The organism is Zwartia hollandica, assembly GCF_019923725.1.
Classification (GTDB): Bacteria; Pseudomonadota; Gammaproteobacteria; order Burkholderiales; family Burkholderiaceae_B; genus Zwartia; species Zwartia hollandica.
In genome coordinates this window covers 38,553-53,438 of sequence record NZ_JAHXRI010000006.1, presented here as the reverse complement: position 1 = coordinate 53,438, position 14,886 = coordinate 38,553, and the positions used below count along the sequence as shown (strand labels likewise).

14 protein-coding genes are annotated in these 14,886 nt (G+C 52.2%); 4 read left to right on the top strand and 10 right to left on the bottom strand.

Annotation, left to right across the window (positions count from 1 at the left end):
• Nucleotides 1-3: 3 nt before the first annotated feature.
• The 4 genes from KZZ10_RS03505 to KZZ10_RS03490 are packed head-to-tail and all read right to left on the bottom strand — an operon-like array spanning nucleotide 4 to nucleotide 3,681.
• Nucleotides 4-996, bottom strand: coding sequence for a tripartite tricarboxylate transporter substrate binding protein (locus tag KZZ10_RS03505; RefSeq protein WP_259660124.1), 993 nt, complete (start codon nucleotides 994-996; stop codon nucleotides 4-6).
• Between the two features lie 25 nt (nucleotides 997-1,021).
• Nucleotides 1,022-1,957: an alpha/beta hydrolase family protein gene (locus KZZ10_RS03500; RefSeq protein WP_259660123.1), complete on the bottom strand. Its 936-nt coding sequence runs from the start codon at nucleotides 1,955-1,957 to the stop codon at nucleotides 1,022-1,024.
• Nucleotides 1,917-2,669: a maleate cis-trans isomerase family protein gene (locus KZZ10_RS03495; RefSeq protein ID WP_259660122.1), complete on the bottom strand. Its 753-nt coding sequence runs from the start codon at nucleotides 2,667-2,669 to the stop codon at nucleotides 1,917-1,919. The genes KZZ10_RS03500 and KZZ10_RS03495 overlap by 41 nt, the downstream gene beginning before the upstream one ends.
• Before the next feature lie 22 nt (nucleotides 2,670-2,691).
• A complete protein-coding gene (locus KZZ10_RS03490; protein WP_259660121.1) occupies nucleotides 2,692-3,681 on the bottom strand; it encodes a Bug family tripartite tricarboxylate transporter substrate binding protein in 990 nt (329 codons plus the stop codon).
• 128 nt (nucleotides 3,682-3,809) lie between these two features.
• Here KZZ10_RS03490 and KZZ10_RS03485 point away from each other — a divergent pair, with 128 nt between their 5' ends.
• Nucleotides 3,810-5,894, top strand: coding sequence for an oxidoreductase (locus KZZ10_RS03485; RefSeq protein ID WP_259660120.1), 2,085 nt, complete (start codon nucleotides 3,810-3,812; stop codon nucleotides 5,892-5,894).
• Here the strand turns inward: KZZ10_RS03485 and KZZ10_RS03480 are convergent.
• Nucleotides 5,891-7,000 carry an alpha-hydroxy acid oxidase gene (locus KZZ10_RS03480; protein WP_259660119.1) on the bottom strand — a complete coding sequence of 370 codons (1,110 nt, stop codon included), beginning with the start codon at nucleotides 6,998-7,000 and terminating at the stop codon, nucleotides 5,891-5,893. The genes KZZ10_RS03485 and KZZ10_RS03480 overlap by 4 nt on opposite strands.
• A gap of 175 nt (nucleotides 7,001-7,175) precedes the next feature.
• Here KZZ10_RS03480 and KZZ10_RS03475 point away from each other — a divergent pair, with 175 nt between their 5' ends.
• Entirely contained in the window at nucleotides 7,176-7,892 is a 717-nt protein-coding gene (locus KZZ10_RS03475; protein ID WP_259660118.1) for a transporter substrate-binding domain-containing protein, read from the top strand.
• 37 nt (nucleotides 7,893-7,929) lie between these two features.
• Here the strand turns inward: KZZ10_RS03475 and KZZ10_RS03470 are convergent, their stop codons facing one another.
• From KZZ10_RS03470 to KZZ10_RS03455, 4 genes are all read right to left on the bottom strand, one after another.
• Complete coding sequence (locus tag KZZ10_RS03470; RefSeq protein WP_259660117.1) at nucleotides 7,930-8,358, bottom strand: universal stress protein; 429 nt, start codon at nucleotides 8,356-8,358, stop codon at nucleotides 7,930-7,932.
• 9 nt (nucleotides 8,359-8,367) lie between these two features.
• A complete protein-coding gene (locus KZZ10_RS03465; RefSeq protein WP_259660116.1) occupies nucleotides 8,368-9,060 on the bottom strand; it encodes a TerC family protein in 693 nt (230 codons plus the stop codon).
• A gap of 141 nt (nucleotides 9,061-9,201) precedes the next feature.
• The gene (locus KZZ10_RS03460; RefSeq protein ID WP_259660115.1) at nucleotides 9,202-10,593 is read right to left on the bottom strand and encodes a sensor histidine kinase; all 1,392 of its coding nucleotides are present in this window, start codon (nucleotides 10,591-10,593) and stop codon (nucleotides 9,202-9,204) included.
• Entirely contained in the window at nucleotides 10,574-11,242 is a 669-nt protein-coding gene (locus KZZ10_RS03455; protein ID WP_259660114.1) for a response regulator transcription factor, read from the bottom strand. Before KZZ10_RS03455 ends, KZZ10_RS03460 begins: the two co-directional genes overlap by 20 nt.
• 185 nt (nucleotides 11,243-11,427) lie before the next feature.
• Between KZZ10_RS03455 and KZZ10_RS03450 the strand changes: the two genes are divergently transcribed.
• Nucleotides 11,428-12,564 (top strand): NAD(P)/FAD-dependent oxidoreductase, encoded by a 1,137-nt coding sequence (locus tag KZZ10_RS03450; protein WP_259660113.1) that lies wholly within the window; start codon nucleotides 11,428-11,430, stop codon nucleotides 12,562-12,564.
• Here the strand turns inward: KZZ10_RS03450 and KZZ10_RS03445 are convergent, their stop codons facing one another.
• Nucleotides 12,565-13,338 (bottom strand): YoaK family protein, encoded by a 774-nt coding sequence (locus KZZ10_RS03445; RefSeq protein WP_259660112.1) that lies wholly within the window; start codon nucleotides 13,336-13,338, stop codon nucleotides 12,565-12,567.
• Between the two features lie 242 nt (nucleotides 13,339-13,580).
• On the opposite strand from KZZ10_RS03445, the gene KZZ10_RS03440 reads away from it, so the two are divergent.
• Nucleotides 13,581-14,867: an NCS2 family permease gene (locus KZZ10_RS03440; RefSeq protein ID WP_259660111.1), complete on the top strand. Its 1,287-nt coding sequence runs from the start codon at nucleotides 13,581-13,583 to the stop codon at nucleotides 14,865-14,867.
• The last annotated feature ends 19 nt before the right edge of the window (nucleotides 14,868-14,886 follow it).

Genomic DNA, 14,886 nt, shown 5'->3' with positions numbered 1-14,886 from the left:
AGTCTAATTGGCTTTGATTCCAGCCGCGTTGATCACGCGAGCCCAGCGTGTCTGCTCGCCGCGCATGAATTCATCTAACTGCTGTGGTGTGCCGGTACTGATGACCAGTCCTTCGCTCGCGACGCGAGACTTAAAGGCTTCGGCCTGGGCGACCTTAGTCGCGGCTGCATTGAGGCGAGCAATGACCGCAGTTGGCGTGCCGGCAGGCACATACAAGCCGTACCAGCTGGTCGCTTGATAGTCGGGAACACCTGCTTCGATCATGGTCGGCAGTGCGGAAAAAGCCGGTGAGCGCTCTGGAGTCGTTACGGCAAGAGCTCGTAGGCGACCGGAATCAAGTAGTGGTGTCGCTCCAGCGGATGTGGCAAACATCAAATCAACTTGGCCACCAACGATATCGGTTAATGCAGCGCTTGCGCCTTTGTAGGGGATGTGGAGAACGTTGACCTTTGCGAGCGCGTTAAACAGTTCCGCCGCCAAGTGGGCAGACGTGCCATTTCCTTGAGAAGCGTAGGTCAGTTTTCCTGGGTTCGCTCGTGCCGCTTGAACAATGTCTTGTACGGACTTGTAAGGGCTGTCAGCTCTGACAACCAGAACGTTCGGAGAGCGACTGATCAGCACCACTGGATCGAATGCCTTGTTCGTATCGAAAGGCAGCTTTGCAAGCAAACTAGGATTCACGGCAAAGGCAAATGTTCCGACCAACAGGGTGTATCCGTCAGGCTGACTTTTAGCGACAAACTCGGTGCCGATAACGGTTCCCGCCCCGGGCTTATTTTCAATAATGACGCTTTGGTTTAGTTCTGCTGCCATTCCTGCGGCGAGCGCTCGCACAACGATATCTGTTCCGCCCCCAGGTGGAAAGGGTACAACGATGCGCACAGGCTTGTCAGGAAAGTTCGCTTGTGCGAGTGCGGGACTGGTTCCCGTCGTAAGTAACAGGGCCAGTAAAGAAAAAAAGTAACTGAGTAGTGAATTTAATTTTTTATTTTTCATAGTTGCCTCCCTGTTTGATCATAGTCTAAGGCGCCCTCGAAGAGAGATTATTTATCGTTTGCCTAAGTTGTTCGCTCAGCCCAGGCCACAATAATATATTTGTATGATCTAGATCTGGAGCGAGGATGAATCTTGCATTGACTCCCCGCGCGCTGACGGCATTTATCCATGCTTGAGCGAACAAGGGTAATGTGTTGTCATCAAGCGAACCAGTAACCGCTAATACCACCTTGTCTGTAGGGATGTTTGCGACGGCATCCATTGGGTTCAGACTGTTAGGCCACGGGGTCTGTCTGCCGCGCTGTGCGCCTCGATGTTGACGCCACGGTGGGACATCACATGGGCAGCCCAGAAGGATAGCGCCATCCAACGAGGAGGGAAATCGTCCCAAAAGCAGAGCGGTGATCGCCGCACCCCCAGAGTGGCCGACCACGATTACTTTTGACGCGTTATAGCGCACTCGTAAATTTTGTAAAGCTGTCGCGACACGCTCAACGTTTCCTGCGGTGTAGTCGTCGTCATGCTGGTTGGCCCAGCCGCTAGAGTCTCCGACGGGGGAGCGATACCCAGGCCTCACCAGAAAAACGAGCGTTTGATTTTGTCCAGACAGAATGTTCGCAGTCTTTGTCCAGCGATCGAGGTGTCGCTGAGCAAGACCGCCGCCGCTATCTCCATGCAGAAGCACAACTAGTATGGGAGGACTCACTTGGCTCTGTTCGTCTTTCCCCGTAGCCGCGTGCGTGACCGGAGACCAAACTGTGAGACAGCCTTTCCCGTCAGCAATTGAGCGATCTTGGGCGAGCGACGCACACCCTTGTGCTTGAGTGCTTTGCGCAAAGATGATTAGTACGAAGGTAAAGAAGAGCGGTACGAGATATACAAACGTAAGCGGCGAGGCAAACTTGAAGCCTCGCTGCACGCTAGTGGTGCTGTAAAAGTTGACCATAGCCACGAACTGCATCGTTTATCCCGCTTTGACGCAAACAGTGCCATAGCATTGCTTGGTTGCTTGTGATGACAGTTGCCCCTAAGCGATGCTCGAGCTCATCAATGATCGAGAGTACGCGAATATTGGTGCAGCTTAAAAAGTATGCATCTGCATCGGCCCGCTTCATGGCAAGCGCCTTTTCAAGCCACTGCTCAGGTGTCACGCTCGCAGTTGAAACGGTTGACGGTAAATTAAGACCTATCTCCTGCAACACGTCGAAACCAAAGTGATTTAAAAATCGAACCTCGGCGTCGTTGACCTCCTGAGGGTAAGGGGTCAGCATCACGATTTTTTTTGCATGCAGAGCGTTAAGCGCAGCGACAAGCCCTTGCGATGTCGCAATGGCCTTCTTGTTAGCCGCTTTTTCAATTCTCGCCACTAACTGATCCCCCATCGCTGGATCTGAGGTAGATACCGCTGTGCAGTGAAACACAATAATCCCGATAGGTGCTGCGCCGAGAAGCGTTGCAGCACTTTCAGCCCCGTCGCTCATTTCTTTGATGTCCGCCGCAGTCGTGCCATGTAGCTTCAAGCGTGTGGTGTGGATCGACACGCCTGTTGGCAGCATGGCTTGTGCATCTGCCTCTGCAACGACATTGCGATTAGGTAAGATCATTCCAATTCGCAAACGTTCGCCGTAGTCTGGCATACGAAGTTCTTGAGGGTCAGTTTCTATGCGAGCCATGTCATTTCAGTAAGTCGTTGGCTTAATTAAGTTTGATGTCCGCTGCTTTGATGACGCCTGCCCAAGTTGTCATTTCAGCTTTGAAGAATTCTGCAAATTTTTCTGGCGTGCCACCCTGAGGCTGTGCGCCAAGAGACTCTAATCTTGTCGATACTTCGGGTGAAGAGATTGCCTTGTTGAATAAAGCATTAATCTGAGCGACGACATCTTTTGGAATGCCCGCTGGGCCAATCACCCCCCACCATACAAACGCTTTGAACTCAGAAAATCCTTGCTCTGCGAATGTGGCAACATCCGGAAGTGCGCTAGAGCGTGTTGGACTCGTAATGCCGAGTGCGCGAAGCTGGCCGGAGCGGACATAAGGTGTCGCGCCGAGTTGGTTATTAAAAAACAATTGAATTTGGCCACCAATTAAGTCGGTGTATACCGCAGCGCCGCCCTTATAGGGAACGTGTACGCCCTCCATGCCGGTTTGACGTTTGAATAGTTCAAAAGCTAAATGCTCAGCGGTGCCGCTACCACCCGAGCCAACATTGAGACTTCCTGGCTTCGCTTTTGCCTGGGCGAGTAGTTCATTTACATTTTTGGCAGCGACGGTGGGTGAAGCTAACAGGACCATCGGGACGGTTCCTACCAACACAATTTGCGTGAGGTCAGTTGCCGCGTTGTAGCCGGCATTGGCGTAAAGATTATTATTGATTGCATTTGCATTTGATCCAAGCAAAAGCGTGTAACCATCGGGGTCGGACTTCGCGACAAACGCCGAGCCTACGTTGCCGCCAGCACCGGTACGATTTTCCACGATGACGAGCTTTCCTAATTTTGTAGAAATGTAATCGGCTAGTGTGCGCGCAACGATATCTACGCCTCCGCCCGGGGCATAAGGCACAACCAGCTTGATCGGTTTAGCGGGGAAGCTTTGTGCCTGTGCTGGTAAGGCCCCTAGTCCGCCTAATAGAGCAGCGGCAATTAGGGCGATCACTGCAGAACGTCTAGCAAGGAATGCTTTCATGGTTTATCTCCAAATCTTTTTTAGGCTCAGTCGCGACGCGGCAAGCTTGCTGTTCGCCCTGATTTTGTACCGTCAACCTTATTATTCATGCGTCAGTCTGTCAATTGATTTCGGTATGGCGCACTTTTGTGCTGTGCACCGAGGCATTCGATGTATTCTTTTACCGAGATTGTCTACACAGTAATGGTTGGGAAACCATCAAACTATCTTTGAGGTTAGATTTGTCGATTACGCCGAAAACACCGTCGCTATTGTTCACGCCATTCGAGTTGGCGGGAAGGCCCTTACGTAATCGAATTGTGCATGCCTCGATGACGTCCCTTACTGTACGAAACGGCAATGTAGCGCCAGAGCAAATTGCATACTTTGCCAATAGAGCGCGGGGTGGGGCTGCGATGGTTATTACTGAGCCATTTTCGATGTCGCCGCTCCAAGCGGTTCCAACTAAGACACACGCTTTCGATCCGTCCAACGCAGAGGGATTGACGCGTATGGCAACGGAGGTTGAAGGCCAAGACTGCCGACTATTAGCGCAGATACAGGACCCCGGGCGTGCCCGACATCATGCCGGCAGGCATCTCAATGCAGTTGCACCTTCCGTATTGCCGGATGATATGAGTTGGTCGGTACCTCGAGCCTTGACCGCGGCTGAGATAAAAAAGTACGTCGCTGATTTTGCGCAAAGCTCGGCACGCCTACAGACATACGGGTTTAGCGGTGTTGAACTTTCCTGTGGCCATGGACACTTGTTCCACCAGTTTCTATCGCCGCAGTCGAATATCCGCGATGACACCTATGGCGGTAGTTGGGAGAATCGATGTCGATTTATTGCTGAGATCGTCTCTGCCGTCCGTAAGGAGTGTGGGCCTACTTTCATTATTGGCCTCAAGCTCCCAGGGGACGATGGGCTATCAGGAGGTATCGGTCCGGAGGCGGCTGCGACCATTGCTTCGCTTTTGACGGCGAGCCAAGAAGCTAGCTATGTATGCTTTGCGCAAGGGACGCATGCAAACTCACTAGAAATGCACATACCCGATCGATTTGGACCGCGAACGCCTTATCGTGAATTAATTCGTACGCTGCGTCGTGCGATCCCGAATACCCCGTTGATGTCGCTTGGACGAATTAGTGACCCTGCCGAGGCTGAAGGTATTTTGGCTTCCGGCGAGGCGGAGTTGATCGGGATGGGAAGGGCGTTGATTGCGGACCCTGCCTGGCCGCTTAAGGTTATGCAGTCGCGTATTAATGAGATTCGATACTGTGTTGCATGCAATACATGTTGGGACACGATCATTAATCGGCATGAGTCGTTGGCTTGTGTCAATAACCCGCGGGTGCGAAAGACCGATGAGGTCGACTATTGGCCCATGGCGGCCACAGAGCTAAAGCGTGTTGTCGTGGTGGGTGCGGGTATTGCTGGCATGGAGGCAGGATGGATCGCTGCGGCGCGTGGACACCAGGTAACAATATTGAGCTCAGGTGCGCAAATTGGTGGCAAAGCATGGCTACGTTCGCATCTGCCGGGCGGTGAAGAAGTAAGCAGTGTTTATGATTATCAAACGGTGGCAGCGATGCGAGCGGGTGCAAAGATTGAGTTGGGCATCACGGCGCAGACCCAGACCCTACTGGATCTCAGTCCTGACGTTGTGGTCCTAGCGACCGGGGCATCGATGATCCCACCGTCTTGGTTGCCCGAGCAAGTTCAGCGAGATGGTTTTGTTTTGGACTTGCGCCAAACGATGCGGGATTTGTTAAAAGTGACCGTTAGGCAGCGAGGCACTGCCGTCCTCTTCGATATGGATCACACGGAAGCCACCTACGCTGCGGCAGAGAAACTGCACACTCTGTTTGATCGTGTTTGTATCCTCACTCCCAGACACTCACTCGCAGACGATATGGCCATCGTTACGCGCCAAGGTGTACTGCGACGAATCTATACAAGAAAAATAGAGGTGCACTTGCTGGCTCAGCCAGTGTGGGATGGCGGTATGGAGGAGGGCGTGTTGACCTGGCAGAACGTTATCACCGGGGAGCGCAACTTGATTCCCGATGTGGCCCTCTTGACCTATGCTACGCCACGGCGTCGTAATGATCTCTTGTTAGAGACACTCATGCAGCGCGGCATTCCAACGATGACCGTCGGTGACTGCAAGTCACCGAGAGACATGATCGCTGCGACCGCCGATGGGCATTTGGTTGGACACCAAATTTAATAAAATGCCTTCTCATCAAGAGATAGGTGCGGAAAAGCGCTCAACACGTTGGATGGTCCTGCCGGTGATGCGGGTTGTAAATAGCTAGGGTTAAGTTCACCTAGTGTGTTTACGCCGAGCAATCCCATGCAGATGCGAACTTCATCCTGCAGGATCTCGAGCATCCGGACGACGCCATCGGCACCATTCGCCGCGAGACCATAACATTGCATACGACCTAGACCAACCATGTTCGCACCCAACGCGATTGCTTTAACAATATCTGTTCCGCGATTAAAGCCGCCGTCGACAATAACCTGAGCACGACCATTGACGGCTTGTACGACTTCAGGAAGTACCGCGAGCGACCCACGATCATGATCAAGCTGCCGACCACCGTGGTTTGATACGTAGACCATATCGACGCCATGTTCAACGGCGATTGCTGCATCTTCGGCTGTTGCAATGCCTTTGAGAATGAGCGGAATGGAGAGCTTGGACTTTAGTCGGTCCACATCTTTCCAAGTGAGAGTTGGCTGGAACTCTCGACCGGGAACGACGCTACGACGAATGTTGCGTTTCGCTGAATCACGCTCGCGGCGACTGTAGTGTGCGGTGTCGACCGTCAGACAGAATGCACCATAGCCCGCAGCGACTGTTCGGGCGGCAAGGTCGTCCACCCAGTTTGCATCGCCATGCACATACAGCTGGAATATCTTTAAAGTGTCTGGCGCTGCGGCTGCCGTGGCTTCAATACCCGGTTGACACACCGAGCTAAGCATGTGGGCAACGCCATAACGTCCAGCGGCGATCGATGAGGTCGCGCCGGCGCCCTCAGCAAACACTTCTAGGCTACCCACCGGAGCCAACAGCACAGGTAGCTTCAAATCGCGACCCAAGAAGCGGGTGCCGGTGTTGACATGGCTTACATCGCGCAAGACTCGAGGTTTAAAGGCTAGTGATTCAATTGCGGCACGGTTACGGCTAACGGTGGTTTCGGTCTCTGTTCCGCCGACGATGTAGTCCCAGTTATCGTGATTCAGCTTTTGACGAGCTTTTTGCACAATTTCGTGGAGCGTCAAAAATGTAGGTGAGTAGGGGGCTGCTTGCTGCGGTGAGGTTGTCATGTTCAAAGATGTTGCTTCTTTAGATTGGTTTAGTTTGACGCTAACTTAGGCGCGGCGACGAATTTTGTCAATGACGGCAGCTGCACACTGAGGTTTCCTTTAAAAATTCTTGAAATTCACAACTTTCGGTAATATGACGGGGTGAATTGATTGCACCCTTATTCGGAACTTTTTTATGAACAAAGCCTTAGCCCTCGAGATGGCACCAACCGGAACCCTCCGCGTGGCCTTAAATATGATCAATTTTTTGTTGATCAGTGGAAAAAGTGCTGAAGGGGTTCCCGTGGGGGTTGCACCCGATCTGGCGCGCACAATTGCTGATCGCATCGGGGTGCCCTTGCAGTTGATTCAGTATGGTTCCCCGGGAGAGCTTGCAGACGACGCAGACAAGAACGTCTGGGATATCGGACTGATCGGCGCTGAGCCTGTGCGGGCCCAAAAAATTGATTTTTCGACGGCGTATGTTGAGATCGAAGCGACGTACCTTGTCCCGGCTGGATCTAGCCTAAAACATGCGTCTGAAGTTGATCGTCCCGGCAACCGTATTGCGGTCTCCGCGCGCAGTGCTTACGACTTGTGGCTGACACGCAATATTCAGCATGCACAACTGCTGCACGCAGAGGGCTTCGAGGCAACGCTCGCATTGTTTGTGGAGAAAAAATTAGAAGCAATGGCTGCGTTGAAACCTGGGCTGCTGGGCGACGTAGCGCGATTGCCCGGCTCGCGGATTTTAGAGGGCAACTTTACAACTGTTCAGCAGTCCGTCGGCGTTCCCAAAGGACGTCTTGCCGCAGCTACTTATTTGCAGTCGTTTGTGGATGAAATCAAAAAGGGTCTTGTCGCGCAGCTGATTGCAAAGCATCAGGTCAAAGGGCTATCTGTTGCGCCTTAAACTTTTGGGCGCAGGCGCATGCTGACGCAGTCTTCGGTTAAAGGACCTCGCAAGGTTTATCTGAGCTTATTCGCATCATGGCCTCCACTCTGCGGGTCAGCGAACCAAATAAAAGTTCGTTGACCCAGTGCGATCTGGCGGGTCCGATAACGATTTGGGGGCAGTAATTCTCTTTTGCGAATTTGGCGATTTCGTCAACGGTCCTGCCATTAACCTGATGCGTGTTGTAAGGAATCCCCGTTGCGTCTAAGACTAGGCGCATGGGCTGGAGGGCATCGTCTCCATCTTTTCGGTTAAATTCAATAAGGTCTGCGCAAGAAAAAAACAGACCGACAAGCCCGGTATATTTGGGTCGGATAGTCAGAAGGTGCACCCGAATGCGTTCTCGCTGGTGAAGCTTGGCGAGATAGCGGGCAACCCACTGGGTATCCTGGCCGGGATGAACCGGCACAAGGATATTAGCCATCAGTGATTGTTAGGCGCCGGCGTGCGCTTTTGGCGCATGCCGAGACCCTAACCATTTGCCGAAGGCGATCACCACAAAGATGCCTACCGTCGGCACAACGTAGTGAAGGTATGCCGCACTGGAATCAATCCAGCCCGCAACCGCGCTATCGGTAACAAGCATTTCGCCAGCAACCCACCCGAGTAATCCTGCTCCGAGCGTGATGATGACTGGAAAGCGCCCCATCAATTTCAGAATCAGCTGACTGCCAAAAATGATTAACGGGATACTGATAACCAAACCAACCACGAGCAATACGACGTTACCTTTCGCCGCAGCGGCTACGCCAAGAACATTATCCAGACTCATGATGAAGTCAGCGATGATAATTGTCTTGATGGCGGCAGCGAGATTTGAGTGCGCATCAATGTTTTCTTCCTCGCCACCCGAGTCCAGCATACTTGCTCCGATCCAAAGCAGCGCAATACCGCCCACTAGTTTGAGATAGGGCATGTCGAGCAACATGACTGCGAAAAAAGTCAGCACGATTCGCAACACGATTGCGCCAACGCTACCAAAGAGAATCGCCCGTTTTTGCTGTGCCGGAGGGAGCGAGCGGCTAGCGAGTGCGATGACGACTGCGTTGTCGCCGCTCAGCATGATGTTGATAACAATAATTTGAGCCAGCGCGACCCAGAATTCGTTTGTGTACAGCATGTCCATCTTCGGCACTCCTCAGTTTTCTCACGGCATCAAGCGTGCCGTTTGTATTGAAAAAGGAGCGTAGCAAAGGACAGTTACATCAAATTATTCTAAAAATTATTTGAAAATATCATTTTTATTACATGAAAATTACTTACGTTCTTATGGAGTTCGTGGTGCGGTTGGAAACGCCACAATCACATTGTTTCCGACCCCGTCTTCGGTATCCGTATCGATGTGAATGCTTGCCTGGTGCATGACCGCTATTTCTTTGGCAATCGCTAGGCCAAGTCCACTTCCTTCGCCTGATCCGAGTAGCCGATAGAAGCGCTCAAAAACAAGTGCACGCTCGGCCTCTGGGATTGATGGCGCATCATCTCGGATCGAGACCGAAGGCGATGGCTTAGCTAGGATACGCACGGTAATGCTTCCTGCAGACTTGCTGTAGAGAATAGCGTTATCGATGAGATTGTCGAATAACTCACGTAAGCGATCCGGTGCGCCCAGAATGTTGACAGGAGCGTCATGCTCTTCGAACCCAAAATCCATTTTGCGTTTAATGGCTTGAGGTACCCAGTTAGTGCAAACATCAAGCAGCAGTTTATTTAAATCGATAGATTCGAATTCGGGCTGTCGTGCTTCACTGATGTCATTCTGCGCGAGTGCGAGAAGTTGAGATACCAAGCGAGACATGCGATCAACTGCTTCATTAAGTTTGATAATGATGTTCTTTCGTTCGTTTGCGTCTTGACTTCGGTCGAGAAGCTCCACGTACGCACGAAGTGCAGCGACTGGAGTTTTCAACTGATGTGCAGCATCCGCCACGAACCTAGATTGGGTGCTAAAAACGGTATCGAGGCGACTTAATAACAGATTGATCGAGGCGACCAAGGGGATCACCTCTCCCGGAACGGCCGTTTCGTCGAGCGGGCTGCGATCTCGAAATGAACGTTCGGCGATCGCCCGTTGAAGAGCTTTGAGTGGAGTGAGCCCTCGAAGCACGCCAAACGGTACTAGCAGCGCAACAAATACGATCAGAATGACTTGTGGCAACATGACGCTTGCAATAATTTGTTGTGCCATCTCCGTACGCTTAATAGTAGTTTCGGCCACACGTATAGTTGTCCCGTCCATATCGGCAAGACTTAGTTGCACGACACGCACGGCATCCTGTTCAATCTGTGCGTCATAAAGCAAAACGTTGTTGCGCAGGGCGGGCGTGCCGGCTGGTGCGACAGGGATGGTGTCGCCCTCGATACGCCGGTCGCTAGCATCGAGCAGTTCAAAGAAAATCTTGTCTTGTGGGTCTTGTAGCAATAGTCGCCTAGCAACTTCGGGTAGATCGAGCGAGATGCCGGACTCGTCCTTGCGTATCTGTAGGCTAAGCTCGTGCCCAATTTCGACTAATGCTTTGTCGTAAGCATTTTTAGAAAAGTGGCCTGCTAAGCCAAAGCTGACCGCCGTATCGATCGCCAAGAGAGCAAGGAGTGGATAGAGCAGCCACCGTAGAAGTTGGGTGCGCAGCAGGCTTCGGTTAGTTTGCGGGATCGACAAGATAGCCCATGCCACGGATTGTGCGAATATCACTCCCAGTGGGCTCTAGTTTTTTTCGAAGTCGATGTACCAAGACCTCTACCGCATTGCTCGCCATACCCTCCTCCCAGCCGTAAAGGTGATCGATAATTTGCTGCTTGGTGACAACACGCCCGACCCGCATAAACAAAAGCTCCACCAGCGCGAATTCCTTTGAGGTTAATTCGAGAGAGCGTTGCTCACAGTGCACACGCCGGCCTACAAGGTCAATTTGCAGTCGTCCATGGGTGAGTTCGAGACCGGCTGGCGCATGCGCGCGGCGCAGTAACGCCCGTACGCGTGCCTCGAGCTCAAACAGGTGAAATGGTTTCGTGAGGTAGTCATCGGCGCCCAAGTCAAGTCCAGCGACGCGGTCGGTGATACTGTCACGTACGCTTAACATCAGTACAGGTGTTTCAGAACGGCGAGCACGAAGACGCCGCAAAACTTCGAGTCCATCGTAAATCGGCATCCCGATATCAAGAATTGCTAGGTCGTAGTCGCCAGATGACAGAGCATCATTCGCTTGTTGGCCATCACGTACGGAATCGACACGGTGAGCATTTTGTGAAAGAGTCCGAAAAATAGCATCGGCTAGCATTTCGTCATCTTCGGCAAGCAGGATGCGCACGCGGGTTGTTCCTTCATCTTGTGTGACAGTTCGAGCGATTATGACTGAAATTCGATTAGTTCGAACGCAATTGACCGCCCAGTCTATAAGCATAGCGTCTTATTGGTATAGTTTCTCTCGTGCGCACGAGCCGTAAGTCGTGTCGCTTTCTGTGTTTGGGGACATATTTTGGTGGAGTAATGTTGATGGGCTCGGCCAATCGTGCTGATTTTGTAATTATCGGGGCCGGCATCGCAGGTGCCTCGGCGGCCTACTGGCTTGCACCACATGGCAAAGTCGTAATCCTTGAGCGGGAGACCCACGCTGGCTATCACTCGACAGGGCGCTCGGCTGCTTTGTACATGGCGAGTTACGGAAATGAACAGGTGCGAGCTCTCACGCTTGCCAGCAAGCCGTTTTTTGATGCGCCGCCACATGGTTTTTCAGAACACCCCTTACTCAGCCTGCGAGGTGCTTTGATGGTGGCCGAGCGCGGACAGGAGCTTGTACTTGAGCAACACTGGGCTGTGTTGGAGCAAATGAAAACTGGCGCGCGCCGGCTGACGCCAGCGCAAGCGTGCGAGCTTTCTCCTGCTCTGCGATCCGAACGAATCGTTGACGCATTGATTGAGCCTGATGCTGCCGACATGGATGTTAATGCGATTCATCAAGGTTACTTGCGGGGTCTCGTTGCGCAAGGTGGCGAACTGCGCATGAATAGCGAGGTAGTGGATTTGGTCCGACACGATGACCGCTGGATTGTGACGACAAAAGGAAATGAAATCTGGCAGGCACCGATCGTCATTGATGCTGCGGGTGCGTGGGCTGATGAGGTCGCTCATCTTGCGGGCGCGACTAGGGTGGGCCTGCAGCCTTGTCGGCGCTCGGCGCTGCTTTTCGCGCCGGAGGGCTTTGACGATTTTTCAAAGTGGCCGATGACTTATGGGGCATCAGAGAACTGGTATTTCAAACCCGATGCGGGGCAGGTGTTGGTTTCCCCGGCGAATGCGGATCCGGTAGCTCCGCAAGACGTACAACCTGAAGAGCTAGACATCGCCATCGCAATTGATCGCATTGAGTCCGTCACGCACTTCAAAATAAGGCGCCCGAGTCATACGTGGGCCGGGTTACGTTCATTTGTTGAGGACCATGGGCTGGTGGGCGGCTTTGATGAGATCCAGCCAGGTTTTTTTTGGATAGCAGCACAAGGTGGGTATGGTATTCAAACGTCACCCGCGATGGGTGAGGCCTGTGCCGCGCTCGTTCGAGGCATGCCTATCCCTTCAGCAATTGCAGATTGGGGGCTAACGAAAGAGATGCTCAGTGCGTCGAGGCTTGGTTGACTAGGACCGTCTGATTCGCCAGAGGTCCATTAAGTCCTTAGCGAGAGGCGGCAATGAAATTAGAATCAAAAATCCCGCTAGGGGAACGGTGGTGATGTAGCCGAAGTGCTTGAATGACGTTGCACCCACGATGGCACCGATCAAGAATAGTGAAAAAATGATGAGATGGACTCTAAGCTTCTCGCGGTCGGCGACTACGCGTTTTTGAGGCATCGACGAATGATCTCGGTTCCAATACAACAACCGCCCGAGCTCGATCCCAATGTCGGTGACGATACCCGTCATGTGGGTCGTACGGATTTCCGCTTTCGAAATCTTGGTCATGATGGCGTTTTGTAAGCCCATCACAAAACACAACACCAAGATGGTCGTCGGCACAAAAACTTCAACCAATATGTTGAGCGAAAAACCGAGTAAGCCAAAGACGAGCAGTAAAGCCGCTTCAAGACATAATGAAAGGGCGAACTCACTATGCAGGTGTTTGCGCCTTGCCCAGTTGATTAAGATCGCTGTCACGGCAGCGCCAGATACAAAACTCAGCAAAAATGCGATGCCCGCAAGCACAATACCGATTTCACTAATGACGAGATCGTCGGCGATGCCCGAGATAATGCCAGTCATGTGCGAGGTGTAGCGCTGACCAGCCAGAAAGCCGCCGGCGTTCACGGCACCTGCGATAAAGGCCAGAATCCCACCTAGGGCCCAGTTATTTTGCTTGTTGCGAATCCGGTCTGTGAGCGTCACAGACAAGGTAGCGAACTGACGCAGACTCAAATCGATTCAACTTTTTAAGTAATGGTTGGCGATGGTGGGTCGTTCGAGCCCTCGGGGTCAAATCCAAAGACGAGACTAAACCGCGTGAATGCTTGCGTATCACACTGGATTGTATGGAAAATCTGTTGTTTTGTGTCGCAAGGCGAATCTATTGAATTCTGACGGTCGCATAGCCCTTAAACTTGAGCGCTAAGCTAATATCTCAGTCAAATAAGAAGATTCAATCCCTAAAGGAGTCGCTCATGCTAGAAAGGCTTTTTCAATTACGTGCACAACAGACAGATGTACGAACAGAACTCGTAGCAGGTCTTACGACCTTTCTGACGATGTCTTACATATTATTTGTCAATCCTGCGATCTTGTCCTCAACGGGCATGGACAAGGGGGCGGTCTTTGTGGCCACCTGTTTAGCTGCAGCAATTGGTAGTTTGATGATGGCGTTTGTTGCGAACTGGCCGGTGGGCATGGCTCCCGGCATGGGCCTGAATGCTTTCTTTGCTTTTGCAGTGGTAGGGGGCATGGGATTCACCTGGCAACAAGCGTTGGGCGCTGTATTTATATCGGGCGTCATATTTTTGCTGTTGACGATAACGGGTGTCCGTGCGTGGTTGATCGCGGGCATTCCGAGCGCCTTGCGCAGTGCCATCGTAGCCGGAATCGGATTATTTCTTGCGATCATTGCCTTGAGTGGCGCGGGTATCGTCGTAGCACACCAAGCAACCAAAATTACCTTGGGGAGTCTGCATGAGCCCTCTGTGCTCTATGCCATTTTCGGCTTCTTTGTTATCGCAGCACTTGATGCTTTACGGGTGCGCGGTGCAATCCTCATTGGAATTTTGGCAGTCACAGTGATTGCGACGCTAAACGGACATAATGAATTTGCGGGATTCTTTGCAGCGCCGCCTAGCTTGTCACCGACCTTCTTGCAGATGGATTTAGCGGGTGCGTTGCAGGCGGGTTTAATTAGTGTGATTATGGTTTTTGTGTTGGTCGAGGTATTCGATGCAACAGGGACACTGATCGGTATTGCAAAGCGTGCGGGCCTCGTGACAGATGAGAAGAAGGGCAACTTGGGGCGCGCCCTGTTTGCCGACAGCACGGCGATTGTGGCTGGCGCTGCGCTTGGTACCAGCAGCACGACCGCCTACATCGAAAGTGCGGCGGGCGTTCAAGCGGGTGGGCGTACAGGGTTAACTGCACTTGTCATTGGGCTACTGTTTTTGGCCGCTCTGTTTATTTCCCCACTTGCAGGCTCCGTACCTGCATACGCAACGGCACCGGCGCTTTTGTATGTCGCTGGGTTAATGATGCGCGAGTTCAAAGAAATTAACTGGGATGACATTACGGATGCCGTCCCCGCCGCGATGACGGCCCTCATCATGCCATTCACATACTCAATTGCGAACGGCTTGGCGTTTGGTTTTATTAGTTATGTTATCTTGAAAACAATGACCGGTAAGGTTCGTAGCCTGCATCCCGCTACGTGGCTGGTCGCAATATTGTTTTTAGCCAAGTTCGTGTATTTCTAACATCTAGAGTTAATCCTCG